The sequence below is a fragment of the Micromonospora sp. A200 genome (assembly GCF_029893845.1).
In the GTDB taxonomy this organism is placed as follows: Bacteria; Actinomycetota; Actinomycetes; order Mycobacteriales; family Micromonosporaceae; genus Micromonospora; species Micromonospora purpureochromogenes.
In genome coordinates, this window is the sequence record NZ_JARXXY010000007.1 from 107,277 (window position 1) to 121,615 (window position 14,339).

10 protein-coding genes and 3 pseudogenes are annotated in these 14,339 nt (G+C 73.3%); 8 read left to right on the top strand and 5 right to left on the bottom strand.

What is annotated here, in order from left to right; translation table 11 throughout:
* Positions 1-5: 5 nt before the first annotated feature.
* Positions 6-257 (bottom strand): acyl carrier protein, encoded by a 252-nt coding sequence (locus tag M2302_RS09280; protein ID WP_170285331.1) that lies wholly within the window; start codon positions 255-257, stop codon positions 6-8.
* 89 nt (positions 258-346) lie between these two features.
* Between M2302_RS09280 and M2302_RS09285 the strand changes: the two genes are divergently transcribed.
* A complete protein-coding gene (locus M2302_RS09285; protein ID WP_280837499.1) occupies positions 347-856 on the top strand; it encodes a GNAT family N-acetyltransferase in 510 nt (169 codons plus the stop codon).
* Positions 857-925: 69 nt separating this feature from the next.
* Here M2302_RS09285 and M2302_RS09290 read toward each other — a convergent pair whose 3' ends face one another.
* A complete protein-coding gene (locus M2302_RS09290; protein WP_280837500.1) occupies positions 926-2,656 on the bottom strand; it encodes a hypothetical protein in 1,731 nt (576 codons plus the stop codon).
* A 436-nt stretch (positions 2,657-3,092) separates the two neighbouring features.
* On the opposite strand from M2302_RS09290, the gene pseB reads away from it, so the two are divergent.
* From pseB to M2302_RS09325, 7 genes are read left to right on the top strand one after another with little or no spacing between them, the layout of a single operon-like run.
* On the top strand, positions 3,093-4,076 hold the full coding sequence (gene pseB, locus M2302_RS09295) for a UDP-N-acetylglucosamine 4,6-dehydratase (inverting) (protein WP_280837501.1): 984 nt from the start codon (positions 3,093-3,095) through the stop codon (positions 4,074-4,076).
* The gene (locus tag M2302_RS09300) at positions 4,073-5,233 is read left to right on the top strand and encodes a DegT/DnrJ/EryC1/StrS family aminotransferase (protein ID WP_280837502.1); all 1,161 of its coding nucleotides are present in this window, start codon (positions 4,073-4,075) and stop codon (positions 5,231-5,233) included. Before pseB ends, M2302_RS09300 begins: the two co-directional genes overlap by 4 nt.
* 11 nt (positions 5,234-5,244) lie before the next feature.
* Positions 5,245-6,081: a hypothetical protein gene (locus M2302_RS09305; RefSeq protein ID WP_280837503.1), complete on the top strand. Its 837-nt coding sequence runs from the start codon at positions 5,245-5,247 to the stop codon at positions 6,079-6,081.
* Positions 6,078-7,898, top strand: coding sequence for a class I SAM-dependent methyltransferase (locus M2302_RS09310; RefSeq protein WP_280837504.1), 1,821 nt, complete (start codon positions 6,078-6,080; stop codon positions 7,896-7,898). Before M2302_RS09305 ends, M2302_RS09310 begins: the two co-directional genes overlap by 4 nt.
* A 17-nt stretch (positions 7,899-7,915) precedes the next feature.
* Positions 7,916-8,647 (top strand): glycosyltransferase family protein, encoded by a 732-nt coding sequence (locus tag M2302_RS09315; protein ID WP_280837554.1) that lies wholly within the window; start codon positions 7,916-7,918, stop codon positions 8,645-8,647.
* A complete protein-coding gene (locus M2302_RS09320) occupies positions 8,644-9,714 on the top strand; it encodes a spore coat protein (protein ID WP_280837555.1) in 1,071 nt (356 codons plus the stop codon). The genes M2302_RS09315 and M2302_RS09320 overlap by 4 nt, the downstream gene beginning before the upstream one ends.
* Before the next feature lie 12 nt (positions 9,715-9,726).
* Complete coding sequence (locus M2302_RS09325) at positions 9,727-10,362, top strand: alpha-ketoglutarate-dependent dioxygenase AlkB (protein WP_280837505.1); 636 nt, start codon at positions 9,727-9,729, stop codon at positions 10,360-10,362.
* 187 nt (positions 10,363-10,549) lie between these two features.
* On the opposite strand, the pseudogene M2302_RS33080 reads toward M2302_RS09325, so the two are convergent.
* The 3 pseudogenes from M2302_RS33080 to M2302_RS33090 all read right to left on the bottom strand — a co-directional run.
* A pseudogene (locus M2302_RS33080) lies at positions 10,550-12,631 on the bottom strand (DNA gyrase subunit A); the annotation flags it as partial.
* Positions 12,632-13,024: 393 nt separating this feature from the next.
* A pseudogene (locus M2302_RS33085) lies at positions 13,025-13,906 on the bottom strand (LAGLIDADG family homing endonuclease); the annotation flags it as partial.
* A 12-nt stretch (positions 13,907-13,918) separates the two neighbouring features.
* Positions 13,919-14,326 (bottom strand): annotated as a pseudogene (locus M2302_RS33090) (DNA gyrase subunit A); the annotation flags it as partial.
* Between the last annotated feature and the right edge of the window lie 13 nt (positions 14,327-14,339).

The following is a 14,339-nucleotide window of genomic DNA, read 5'->3' on the forward strand; positions in this document are numbered from 1 at the left end:
GACGGTCACTGCCGCTGGAGCGTGCCGAGGAAGTCGAGGACGTCGCCGACGGTGGCGATCCGGCGCAGGCCGGGGGCGTCGAAGTTCAGCTCCTCCCCCGTCTCGTCCTCGACCCGCAGGGCCAGCTCGGAGAAGTCCAGCGACCGGAAGCCGATCTCCCGCAGGTCGGCGGCGTCGTCGTCCGGCAGCACCTTGCCCTGGTTGGCGAGCACCTGCGCCATGAGGTCGCGGATCTGCGCGCGACTCAATTCGTTCATGCGGCGGAGTGTACAGCCCGGGAATTGGTCCCGGCATTTCCCGGGTAGGGTCTCCCGGGCCCGTAGGAACCGGATGGAAAGAGGTCGGCGTGCTGCGTGGGGCGACCGAGGACGACGTTAACCTGATGTTGTCCTGGCGTAATCAGGAAACCAACCGGCAGGTCAGCAAAAACAGTCACGAGATCACCGCCGAGGAGCACGCCGCGTGGTGGTCGCGGGTGCGCACCGACCCCGCCCGCCGGGTGCTCGTGTACGTCCGCGACGGCCGGCCCTGCGGCGTGGTGACCTTCTTCGACCTGCGTCTCGACGGGCCACGTACCGGTTCCTGGGGCTTCTACCTGGACGCCGACGGGCTGGCCGAGCGGGGCGAGACGCTGCCCGCCTGGCTGGCGGTGATGCGGGCGGCGGTGGACCACGCCTTCGACGAGTTGCGGCTCGACCGGCTCGACGGCGAGGTGCTCGCCGACAACACGGTGGTCCGCCAGATGAACCGCCGGTTCCGGTTCATCGAGGGCATCCCCGAAAAGCAGGTGCACGGCGGCCGGGAAATCACCGTCGTCCCCGTTTCGCTGCATCGGGAGAATCGTCGACGGCGCTGATGTCGACAATTGTCCGCCGCGCATTAACCGGCCGGCCATTCCCCGTTCATGGACGTGGGGAAAGAATCGTCAGCCGCGCCGCCAGGCCGCCCAGTGCTGGCCCGGATTGCCGCCGAGGCGGGTGAAGCCGTAGCGGGTGCCGTCCCAGTCGTCCGGGGCGCCGGGCGCCCAGCGGGCGAAGACCACGTCGGCGGCGGCCGGCGGCCGGTCGCTGAACCACCGCACGTCGCTCCAGGTCACCTGGTGGCTCAGGTTGAACCGCAGGATGTAGTGCACGCCCACCGAGGCGTAGACCCGTTCACCGGGGCGTACCCCGAGGTCGGCGACGCGCGGGGTCGGCGCGGTCGCCGCCACCATCGGCCGGACCAGCCGGTCGGTGATCACCTGCATGGTGCCGAGGTTCACCACGACCAGCGCGGCGAGCACCGGCACCCGCAGCCTCGGCACCCGGACCGCGGCGACCAGCAGCAGGCAGGCCACCACGCCCACCGCCGCCCCGGTGAACGGGCGGAACTCGCGCCAGCCTCCCGTCAGCGCCATCAGGTCGGGGGCGCCGAAGCCGCCGTAGCGCAGCTCGTGCCCCCGGCGCGCCACATAGGCGAGCCGGGCCGCGATCAGCGCCGCGCCCCCCACCAGCAACGCGACCGCGACGGCCGCCCGGGCCAGCAGCACCCGGTACGCCACGGTGAGCAGCACCCCCACCCCGACCAGCAGCCAGAACGGGGCCAGCATCTGCACGTACCGCCCGTAGATGGCGTCCAGCGGCTTGGTGGTGATGCCGGCCAGGATCACCGACGCGCCGCCGGCCACGCCGACGCTGGTCACCAGCGCGACGCCGAGCGTCCAGCGGACGGCCGGGTCGCCCCCGCGCCGGCGCAGCTCGCGCACCGCGGCGGCCCAGGCGATCCCGGCCATCCCGAAGGTGATCACCACCAGGTACCAGAGCTGCGTGGCGACGGCCGCCCCCAACCGCAGCAGCCCCTGGCCGGAGGCGACGGCCCGGACGGTGCCGCCGCCGGGCGGGTTGCCCAACAGGTAGACCCGGTCGCCGAGCAGCCGGATACCGACGGCGTTCACCAGGGCCAGGGCCAGCACCGGCAGGACCGCCGCCAGCGCCTGCCCGAGGGTGGCCCGGCGGCGGACCAGCAGCAGCAGGACCAGCCCGGCGTGCACCGCCACGATCACCAGGCCCCGCGAGTGCAGCAGGTGGAAGGCGCCGACCAGCGTGCCCACCGTCGCGGCGGCCAGCACTCCCGGCCGGGCGACCCACCGGTGCACGGCCAGCAACCAGGCCAGCACCAGCGGCGCCAGCACCGCGTCGATCATCGCCACCTCGGCGTAGAAGGCGGTGGCCGGCAGGGTCGCGGCCACCGCCGCGGCGACCAGCGCGTACGAGCGGCGCAGCGCGAGCAGCCGACGGGCCAGCAGGTACGCCAGCGGCAGCACGGTGGCGTTGACCGCCGCGTTGATCAGCTGCACCAGGCGGTAGCTGTCGGTGAAGTCCCGCTCGCCGAGGAACGCCGGGGAGATCAGCATCGGGTAGCCGACCCGGCGCAGCGGGCCGTTCTCGCTGCTGAAGCCGCCCGGCCCGCCGGCCAGCGCCCGGGCGGTGTTGAGGTAGCTGTCCTCGTCGGTGTGCGCGATCGGCAGGGTGACGTGCCGGGCCAGCCACATCCGCCAGGCCACCCCGGCGAGCCAGCCCAGGACCAGCAGCGCCGGCACCAGCCAACGCCGCCGGGCCGGCGCCGCCGCCTCGGCCGGGGCAGTTGCCCGTTCCCGTACGTCGGTACCGGACGCCATCGTCGCCTCCTGCTCGCTGGGTGGCCCCGGCGACCGTCGGTCGGCAGGGGGCGGTGCCTGGTGCCGCCCGGCGCCAGCCGAATCTTGGACACTTACCGTTCCGCTCGAACGGAAACTGTCCAAGATCTCCAGCCCGCTGCCCGGGTCCGCGGGCGGGGCGGGGCGCCATCGATCCGAGGCGCCGGGACGGTGGGGGCGGCCGACGGTGGGGATCCGCCGGGGGGCCGCGCGGCCACTGTAGCCACGACTGATCCGGCAGGTCAGCCGCTCGGCGGGGTCGGCGCAAGTGTTCGCCTGCCGGGTGTCCGGCATTCACGGGACCAGCGCGCTCGGTTCACCCGGGCGCGTCGGGGTGTTAACCCGCCGTGGCTAGCGTCCGTCCGGTCGCGTGGCCCCCGGCCGCCGACGCACAACCTGCGATCATGGGAGCACCACATTGAGCGAGCTGACGGGATCCTCCATCCTGGTCACCGGCGGCACCGGTTCCTTCGGTAGGACCTTCCTCCGGCACATCCTGGCCGAGGCCGACCCGGCCCGGGTGGTGGTCTTCTCCCGCGACGAGCTGAAGCAGTACGAGCTGCGCCAGCAGCTCGGCGACGACCCGCGGCTGCGCTGGTTCATCGGCGACATCCGGGACCGGCACCGGCTCACCCGGGCCATGCACGGCGTCGACCACGTGGTGCACGCGGCGGCGTTGAAGCAGGTGGACACCGCCGAGTACAACCCGTCGGAGTTCATCGCCACCAACATCACCGGCTCCCAGCACGTGGTGGACGCCGCGATCGAGGCCGGCGTCAAGAAGGTCATCGCCCTCTCCACCGACAAGGCGTCCAGCCCGATCAACCTGTACGGCGCCACCAAGCTGGTCGGTGACAAGCTCTTCGTCTCCGCCAACCACTACGCCGCCCAGCACCCCACCCGTTTCGCGGTGGTCCGCTACGGCAACGTGGTGGGCAGCCGCGGGTCGGTGGTGCCGCTGTTCCGCCGGCTGGCCGCCGAGGGCAAGAGCCTGCCGATCACCGACAAGCGGATGACCCGGTTCTGGATCACCCTCGACCAGGCCGTCCAGTTCGTCATGGACAGCTTCGACCAGATGCAGGGCGGCGAGCTGTTCGTGCCGCGCATCCCCAGCATGCGCATCCTCGACCTGGTCGAGGCGGTCGCCCCGGACGCCACCACCCACGAGATCGGCATCCGGCCGGGCGAGAAGCTGCACGAGGAGATGATCGCCCCGGACGACAGCCGGCGGACGCTGCGCGCCAAGGACCGGTTCATCGTCCAGCCCACCATCGCCACCTGGGGCTACCAGCCGCCGGTCGGCTGCGAGCCGGTGCCGGACGGGTTCGCGTACCAGTCGGACACCAACGACGAGTGGCTGCGCGTCGAGCAGCTGCGCGACATGCTCGGCCTCGGCGCGTGACGGCGATGCTGCCGTACGGGCGGCAGTCGGTCACCGCCGACGACGTCGCCGCCGTGGTCGCCGCGCTGCGCAGCGACTGGCTCACCACCGGCCCGCAGGTCGACGCCTTCGAGACCGACCTGGCGAGCTGGACCGGCGGGGTCGGCTGCGCGGCGGTCTCCAACGGCACCGCCGCCCTGCACGTCGGGTACGCGGCGGCCGGGGTGGGCCCCGGCGACGAGGTGGTGGTGCCGCCGATGACGTTCGTCGCCACCGCCAGCAGCGCGGTGGCGCTCGGCGCGAAGGTGGTCTTCGCCGACGTCGAGGAGGAGACCTTCACCCTCGACCCGGCCGCGGCGGCCGCCGCGACGACCTCGCGTACCCGGGTGGTCTCCGCCGTCGACTACGCCGGCCACCCGGCCGACTACGACGCCCTGCGCGGCGCCCTCGCCGGCAGCGACGCGCTGCTGCTGGCCGACGCGGCGCACTCCATCGGCGCCACCTACCGGGGCCGGCCGGTCGGCTCGCTGGCCGACCTGACCACCTTCTCGTTCTTCCCCACCAAGAACCTGACCACGGCCGAGGGCGGCGCGGTCGCCGCGCTCGACGCGGAGCTGCTGACCCGGGCCCGCCGGTTCCGCAACATCGGGCTGGTCCGCGAGCGGGACGCGCTGCGCTGGCCGGACGAGGGCGGCTGGCACCAGGAGGTGCACGAGTTCGGCCTGAACTACCGGCTGCCCGACGTGCTCTGCGCGCTCGGCCGCAGCCAGCTGCGCCGGCTCGGCGACTTCCTCGCCGCCCGGGACCGGCTGGTCGCCCGGTACGACGAGGCGCTGGCCGACCTGGACGGCGTGCTGCGGCCCGGCCGCCGCTCGTGGGCCGCCCCGGCCTGGCACCTCTACCCGATCCGGGTGCTCGACGGCCGCCGCCGTGAGGTGTACGACCGGATGCGGGCCGCCGGCATCGGCGTCCAGGTCAACTACCTTCCCGCGCACTGGCACCCGGCCTTCGCCGACCTCGGCTACCGGCGCGGATCCTGCCCGGTGGCCGAGTCGTTCTACGAGCAGCAGCTGTCGTTGCCGCTCTTCCCGACCCTGACCGACGCCGACCAGGATCGCGTGATCGACGCGCTGGGCGCGGCACTGCGGGGCGTCACGGCACGTCCCGCCGCCGCCTGACGGGGGAACCGATGCACCACGCGAACCATTTCTACGGCCACGCGCACGTGCTGGCCCGCTACTGCGGGCTGGGCGACGGGCACCCGCCCCGGATCAACGGGTACGTCCAGCACGGCTGGAACATCGGCGACGGGCTGGCCCCCGGCCACCCGTACGCCGAGTTCACCCCCAGCCTGCTCTGGTCCGAGCAGACCCGCCGGCGGGCCTGGTCGGTGGGGCGGCGCAACGTGGTCACCGTCGGCGCGCCGTTCACCTACCTGCTGTCGCTGCGCCCGCAGGACCCGCCGGAGACGGAGCGGGCGGGCACCATCTGGTACCCGTTCCACGGCTGGGAGGGCCAGCACGTCAAGGGCGACCACAAGGAGCTGATCGCCCGGATCCGGGCCACCGAACCCGGCCCGGTCACGGTCTGCCTCTACTGGCACGAGTACGGCATGCGCCGGGTGCGCCGGCTCTACGAGAACGCCGGCTTCCGGGTCATCTGCCACGGCTACCGCGGCCACTGGTGGAAGGACACCGACCCGCTCTTCCTCGACAAGCAGCTCACCGAGCTGCGCCGGCACAAGCGGGTCGCCTCCAACCGGCTGACCAGCGCGATCTTCTACGGCATCGCCGCCGGCTGCGAACCCGCCGTCTACGGCGACCCGATGATCCTCGCCGCCGAGGACCCGACCTTCGGCGGCACCGCCCGGATCCGCCGACAGTGGCCGGAGCTGCACGGCGAGTCCGTCCACCTGCCGACCGCCGTCGAGATCGCCCGCGCCGAGCTGGGCACCGACCACCGCTGTACGCCGGCCGAGCTGCGCGAGCTGCTCGGGTGGGCGAACCTCCAGGAGGAGAAGAGTTGACCACTGAGACGGCGGCCCGGATCGCGCTGCCCGGCGGGGAGATGCTGGCCTGGTCCGACCTGCCGGAAGAGCGGCTGCCCGACGGCGGGCCGGTGGCCGCGCTGACGGCCCGGGTCGTACCGGCGGGGGCGCGGGTGCTGCTGGCCGGGCCGCACGACCCGGCGCTGCTGACCCGGCTGGCGCACGCGGAGGTGACCTGCCTGCTGCGCAGCCACCCGGACGGGGTGGCGCTGGCCGAGCGGGGCGCCCGGGTGGTGGTGGGCGGCCCGTCCGGCCTGCCCGCCGGCGAGACCTTCGACGTGGTGGTGGCCGCCGCCGGGCTGGACGCCGTGGAGTCGGTGGAGGGCCCCCGGCTGGGCTGGGACGGCGTGCTGGACCGGCTGGCGCGGGCGCTGCGCCCGGGCGGAACGCTGCTGGTGCGGCTGGACAACCCGCTCGGCGTGCACCGGCTGGTGGCCACCGCCCCCTGGTACGCCGACCGCGCCGACTCCGCCTGGACCATCGGCGGGGTGCTCGACACCGACCGGCCGGCCAACCCGGAGCAGCTGCGCGCCCGGCTCACCGGGGCGGGACTGCGGCCGACGGAGTGCTTCGCGGCGTACCCCGATCCGACCGCGCCGACCGCGCTGGTGGCCGTCGACGAGCTGGACCGGCGGACCACGTCGGGGCTGCTCGACGCGGTGCTGCACGGTGCCTGCGCGGACGGCACCGGCACGGCCATCGTGCTCCAGGACCCGGCCCGGCTGGCCGTCGACGCGCTGCACGCGGGCCTCGGCTCGGCGCTGGCGCCGGGCTGGCTGCTGCTCGCCCGCCGACCCGCCGACCCGGACACCGAGTCGGTCGACCCGTCGCCGGACGCACTGCCCGTGGCGCTGGTGCAGACCGGGCCGCCGGGGATCGGCGTGATCGAGGTGGTCGACGGGCCGGACGGCTGGCGGTGGCGGGTGGGCGGCCGGGTCAGCCGGCCGGAGCCGGCGCCGTTCGCCACCCGCGAGGTGGCCTACCGGGACGCGGGCGCGCTGGACGGGCCGGTTCCCGAGGGGCGGCTGCTGCGCACCCTGCTGCTCGACGCCTGCCTGCGCCGCGACCTGGACACCCTGCGCCGGCTGCTGCGCGGGTACGCGACCTGGCTCGCCGCCGACGCCGACTCCCACGGTCGGCTGGGCGGCGCGGTGGCCCTCGCCGGCACGGACAACGTGGTGGTGGCCGGCGAGGAGCACGCGGTGCTCGACCCGAGCTGGCGGGCCGCCGCGCCGATGGACGTGGACGTGGTGCTCGCCCGGAGCCTGTGGCGGTTCGCCGCCGCGCTGCTCACCGGCGGGTACGCCCACCCCTGGCCGTCCACCCTGGACGTCGCCGGCCTGACCGTGGTGCTCGGCGGCCTCGCCGGCCGGGAGCTGGGCCGGCGCACCGTCGACGCGGCGATCGAGGCGGAGGCGGCGGTCTCCGCCGCGCTGCGCGGCCTCGACGCCGACGGGCGGGTCCGCCTCGCCACCGAGCTGCGCGCGGTCGAGCCGACCGACCCGCCGGCCGGGCCGCGCAGCTATCAGCAGCTCCGGGAGGCGTGGCTGCGCCAGCGGGAGGAGCTGACCCGGCTGGGCGCGCTGCTGAAGTGGACCGAGGAGCTGCTGACCTCGCGGGAGCGGGCGTTGCGCCGGGCCGACGCCACCATCAACCTGCTCAGCGGTTCGCTGAGCTACCGGGTGGGCCGGCTGGCGATCACGCCGGCCCGGCTGGCGAAGCGGGGCGCCCGGGCGGCCAAGCGCCGCGCCCGGGAGGCGCTGAACCAGCGCGGTCCGCGGGAGGAGCAGCAGTGAGCGGGGAGATCGGGTCGGTGCCCCGGATCGTGGGGATCGTGCAGGCGCGGATGGGCTCGTCCCGGCTGCCCGGCAAGGTACTGCGCCCGCTGGCCGGACGCAGCGTGCTCGGCCGGGTGGTCCGGGCCGCCCGGGACAGCGGCGTGCTCGCCGACCTGGTCGTGGCGACCAGCACCGACGCCGTCGACGACGCGGTCGCCGCCGAGTGCGACCGGCTGGGCGTGCCGTGCCACCGGGGCCCGGTCGACGACGTGCTGGGTCGCTTCGTCGGCGCCCTGGCCGCCCACCCCGGTGACGCGGTCATGCGGTTCACCGCCGACTGCCCGCTGCTCGACCCGGAGATCATCGCGCTGGTGGCGTCGGTGTACCGGGCGGTGCCCGGGCTCGACTACGCCAGCACCTCGATCGCCCGCACGCTGCCCCGCGGGCTGGACGTCGAGATCATCCGGGCGGACGCGCTGCGCACCCTGGACCGGCTCGCCACCGACCACCACCGGGTGCACGTCACCTCGTACGCGTACACCCACCCGGAGCTGTTCCGGGTGCTCGGGGTGACCCTCACCCCGGACCGGTCGGCGCTGCGGCTCACCCTCGACACCGAGCAGGACTGGGCGCTGGTGCGCGCGGTCACCGACCACTTCGGCGATGTCAGCGTGCCGCTGGCCAAGCTCGCCGACTGGCTGGACGGCCAGCCCGCCCTGCGCGCCCTCAACGCCGCCGTACGCCAGAAGCGCCTGGAGGAGTCCTGAACACGCCACGGATCGGGTTGCGCTGCGACGCCGGGCCCCGGCGCGGCGTCGGGCACCTGGTCCGCTGCCTGGCCCTCGGGGAGGAGTTCCTGGCCCGGGGGGCCCGGGTCGAGCTGTTCGGCACCGTCGAGCGGATCGGTTGGGCGCAGGCGCAGCTGGCGGCCCGGGGCATCCCGGCTTACCCGGGCCCGGACACCCCGGCCGGGCTGGTCGAGACGGCCCACCGGCACCGGCTGGACGCGATGGTGCTCGACTCGTACGAGCTGGACCCGGCCGGCGCCGGGGCGCTGCGCGCGGCAGGCGTGGTCACCCTGGCGGTGGTCGACGGCGACACCCGGGGGCAGGACGCCGACCTCTACCTGGACCAGAACTTCGGCGCCCGGACCGACGCGCCCGCCGGGCGGCTGCTGGCCGGCACCCGGTACGCGCTGCTGCGTGACTCGGTGATCGGCGCCCGGCCGGCCGCCCCGCGCCAGGCCGCGCCGGTGGACCGGCCCCGGGTGCTCGCCTTCTTCGGCGGGACCGACGCGCTCGGCGCCGCCCCGGTGCTGACCCGGGTGCTGCTCGCCACCGGGCACCCGATGGAGCTGACCGTGGTGGTCGGCCGTCCCGACGCCGAGGCGGAGCTGGAGGCGCTGACCCCCGGCCGGGGCCAGTCGCTGCGTCCGGTCCCGCCCACCGACGAGCTGCCCGCCCTGATCGGCGCGGCGGACCTGGTGGTGAGCGCCGCTGGCACGTCCACCTGGGAACTGTGCTGCCTGGGGGCGCCGTCGGCGCTGGTCTGCGTGGTGGACAACCAGCGCGAGTCGTACCGCCGGGTGGTGGACCACGGGCTGGTCGCCGGCCTGGGCGAGCTGCCGGAGCTGGCCGGGGCCGGGGTGGCCGGGCGGGCGGCCCGGGCGGCGGCCGCGCGGACGCTGTCCGGCCTGCTCGGCTCCCCCCGGCGGCGGGCCGCGCTCGCCGCCCGGGCCTGGGCCACGGTCGACGGGCGCGGCCGGGCCCTGGTCGCTGAGGCGCTGCTCGACCTGGTCCAGCGCGGCGATCGTACGCCTGTACTAAACCGCTGATAAGGTGGCGGCATGACGCAGGCCGCCTACCAGCCGTCGATGCTCGACCTCGCCGACACCGGTCCGTCGCTCGGGCCGCTGCCGGGCGCGCTGCGCCGACACGTGCTCACCAGGGGCGCCTGGGTCGACCACCTCCCCGGCTGGGTGCGCGGCTCCGACGCGGTGCTCGACACCCTGCTGACCGAGGTGCCGTGGCGCGCCGAGCGCCGAACGATGTACGACGCCGAGGTCGACGTCCCCCGCCTGCTCTGCTGGTACGCGGGCGGCCGCCCGCTGCCGCACCCGGTGCTGACCGAGGCCCGCGAGGCGCTGACCCGGCACTACGCCGCCGAGCTGGGCGAACCCTTCGTCACCGCCGGCATGTGCCTCTATCGCGACGGCCGGGACAGCGTCGCCTGGCACGGCGACACCCAGGGCCGGTCGGCGCACACCGACACCATGGTCGCCATCGTCTCGTTCGGCTCGCCCCGGCCACTGCTGCTGCGCCCGCGCGGCGGCGGCGCCAGCCTGCGCTTCCCGCTCGGGCACGGCGACCTGGTGGTGATGGGCGGCTCCTGCCAGCGCACCTGGGAGCACGCCATCCCCAAGACCGCCCGCCCGGTCGGCCCCCGCGTCAGCGTCCAGTTCCGCCCCACCGGCGTCGCCTGACCCACCCCACCCCACGCACCCCACCCGGTCCCGGTCCCGGCCCCGGTTCCGCCCGTTGATCATGAAGTTGGCAGCGGAAATTGTCCGAATCAGTGCCGTTAACTTCATGATCAACAGCGACAGGGCAGGCCGGGCGGTGCGGAAGGGGCCCGGGGGCGTCAGCCCCCGGGCTTCTTCCGCGTGCGGGTCAGTCGCGTTCGATGAGGTAGCCGAGGACCGTGGGGCCGAGCATGACAGCGAAGCCGCTACCGTCGCGGCGCGGGTCGGCGGGGGGCAGCTCCACCGGGTCGCCGGTCGCGGTCGCGCCGACCGGCCGGGCGCCGACCCAGGCGACCACCAGGTCCGTCTCGCCCTTGAGGAACCGCTGCGCACGCACGCCGCCGGTCGCCCTCCCCTTCGCCGGGTACGCCCCGAACGGCGTCACCTTGACCGTCGCGCCGGTGGAGGTGACCACCATCGGCTCCCCGTGCCCGGGGTCGTCCGTGCGGACCGCTCCGAACCAGACCACCCGCGCCCCGTCGGGCACGTTGACGCCGGCCATGCCGCCGCCCTTGAGCCCCTGCGGGCGGACCAGCGTGGCGGCGAAGCGCAGCAGCGACGCCTCCGAGGTGATGAAGGTCAGCGCCTCCTCGCCGTCGGTGAGCCAGGTCGCCCCGACCACCTCGTCCCCCTCGCGCAGGCCGATCACCTCGAACTCGTCCGAGCGGACCGGCCACTCCGGCGCGCAGACCTTGACCACGCCCTGCCGGGTGCCGAGCGCGAGGCCCGGCGAGCCCTGCGCGGCCGCCCCGAGCGGGGCCAGGCCGACCACCGTCTCGCCGGCCTCCAGCGGCACCAGCTCGGCGGCGGACATGCCGCCGCGCAGCGAGACCGTGCCGGCCTGCTCCGGCAGCACCGGCAGCGGCAGCACGTCGATCTTGAACGCCCGGCCGGCGCTGGTCACCAGGAGCACCCGGCCCCGGGCCGTGGTGTGCACGACGGCGCGTACCGTGTCGTGCTTGACCCGGCCGTTGCGCCGGCGCCCTTCGGCGGCCTCCTCCGACTCGGCCGCGGTGCGGGCCACCAGCCCGGTCGCGGACAGGATCACCTGGCAGGGGTCGTCGGCCACCTCCAGCGGGCCGGCCGGCACCGACGCCGCCAGCACCTCCTTGAGGTCGCCGTCGACCAGGGTGGTACGCCGCGGCGCGCCGAACTGCTTCACCACCGCCGACAGCTCGTCGGAGACGACCTTCTTCAGCACCTTGTCGTCGTCGAGGATCTTGGACAGCTCGGCGATCTCCCCGCGCAGCTTCTCCTGCTCGGCCTCCAGCTCGATCCGGTCGTACTTGGTCAACCGGCGCAGCGGAGTGTCCAGGATGTAGGTGGCCTGGATCTCGGAGAGCTTGAATTTCTGCATCAGGCCGTCCTTGGCCGCCTGGGCGTCCTCGCTGGCCCGGATCAGCTTGACCACCTTGTCGATGTCGAGCAGGGCGATCAGCAGGCCATCGACCAGGTGCAGCCGCTCCTCGCGCTTGCGCCTGCGGTAGGCGCTGCGCCGGGTGACGACCTCGTAGCGGTGGGCCAGGAAGACCTCCAGCAGCGCCTTCAGCCCGAGGGTGCGCGGCTGGCCGTCGACCAGCACCAGGTTGTTGACGCCGAACGACTGCTCCAGCGGGGTGAGCCGGTAGAGGTCGGCCAGCAGCGCCTGTGGGTTGACGCCGACCTTGCACTCGATGACCAGGCGGGTGCCGCTCTCCCGGTCGGTGAGGTCCTTGACGTCGGCGATGCCGGTCAGCCGCTTGGTCTTGGTGACCTCGTTGGTGATCGCCGCGATGACCTTCTCCGCGCCGACGCCGTACGGCAGCTCGACGACGGTGATCGCCTGCCGGCCGCGGCTGCCCTCGAGGGGGCCGATCTCCACCTTGCCGCGCATCCGCACCACGCCGCGCCCGCTCTCGTACGCCCGACGCACCTCGTCCAGGCCGAGCAGCAGACCGCCGGTGGGCAGGTCGGGGCCGGGAACGAACTCCATCAGCTTGTCGAGGTCGGCGTCCGGGTGGTTGATCAGCCAGCGGGCGGCGGAGACCACCTCGCCGAGGTTGTGCGGGATCATGTTGGTCGCCATCCCGACCGCGATCCCGGACGCGCCGTTGACCAGCAGGTTGGGGAAGGCGGCCGGCAGCACGGTGGGCTGGGTCAGCGAGCCGTCGTAGTTGGGCTCGACGTCGACGGTGTCCTCGCCCAGCTCGCCGACGAGCAGCATCGCCTCGCGGGAGAGCCGGGCCTCGGTGTTGTGGTTGACAAAGCCACCGGCGAGGAAGGAATGATCCTCAGACTCGACCCGAACGGAGTAGACCTCCGCCGGCTCGCCAGGGGTCACCTCAGTGACCTGCTCAAACCGATATCCAGAGTCCATGATCGGAAGGATGGTTGCGAGGACCTCGGTGTCCTTGATCCGATCAATGATGCGCAGGCGCTCAGTCTCCCACCGCTCGACGCGGTCGAAGTTGTGCTTCGTCAGCCACTTACGTCCGCTGCCCCGTCGGTCGAAGTCCAGAGCGTTGCGTACGTACTCAGCGACGAACGGGACGTGGTCCTTGCTCAGGCGGTGTGGACGCAACGGCGAATGCCGCAATACCTGGTTCAGCTCTGCCTGTTTGGTGCGCAGGAAGCCCACGCGACTAGCGAACGCCTTGATGTTCCGAAGCCCTGAGACAACGAGGCGGTGCTCAACTGAGCCGCTGGCACGCGTGTACTGACGCCAGCAGGCGAGGACGCCGAACTCCGCAAGCAGTTCCTGAACATCCCTCGTCAGCTGTTCGCTGTAGCTGGTGTACTGGATCGTGAAGCTGCCGTTGGCGACCCGAACCCCACCGTCGCCCTCGAAAAGGGCCATCAGGAAGGCTCGCTTGACCCCCCAGCCCCCGTTCCAGACGAACTGCGGAACGAACTTGTCCCGCGCCTGGTGGCCGATGAATTCAGCGAGCGGGCTCGCTCGGAACGCGTCCATACCACCGGCGAAGTCCTGTACATCCAATTCCTGGATGCGTTTGCGGTCGCGGCGGGTCTGCCGATCGCTGACATAGCGCCGACCGCTCACAATCTGGTCGTACGCGTGCACGACTTCGCCGAAGAAGTGCTCGTCGGTGTTGTTGAAACCTGCCCGGGACTCACTCGCGAAGCCTTCAGAAGCCCATGCTCCACCGAGGACGCCCAGCATGTACTCCCGAGCGGTGGGGATCACCTGAGACCAGGCGTTACGCGCGATGCACACGATCGTGCCTGCGGTGATCTCATCGAGTCGTCGCCACTGAAAGACTGGGACGCCCATGGGCGCCTCTAGACAGAGCACCAGGTGATTTTCACTACCTCGGAGCGAGAACCCCGCTTTCGTTGCGATCCTGATGGTCGGATGCACACCCGAGTTGAATACCTTGTTGACTCGGACAGCTTTTCCGTCCTTGTCGAGCACCTCGAAGTCGGCATCGGCCTCACTGTCAGGCGGAAGGTTCACCACGTCTGCAATGCGAGGGCTGGTGCCGTCAGCGAGACGAAGACGAGTGTCACCGGTGACGCAGTAGCGCGCGGCGGCGGGGCCGTCGTCCGGGGAACCGAAGTTGCCGTGCCCGTCGATCAGCGGCGCGTTCAGCGAGAAGTCCTGGGCCAGCCGGACCATCGCGTCGTAGATCGCGGTGTCGCCGTGCGGGTGGTACTTGCCCATCACGTCGCCGACGACCCGGGCGGACTTGACGTGCCCCCGGTCCGGCCGGTGGCCGGCCTCGTGCATGGACCAGAGGATGCGCCGGTGCACCGGCTTGAGGCCGTCGCGCGCGTCGGGCAGGGCGCGGGAGTGGATGACCGAGAAGGCGTACTCCAGGTAGGAGTCGGAGACCTCGGTGACCAGCGGGTTGTCGAAGACCCGCGCGCCGGCCTGGTCGAAGGCGGACAGGTCCACCTTGGCGCGGTCTTCCTTGCGGCGTGCCATCGTCAGCTTTCCC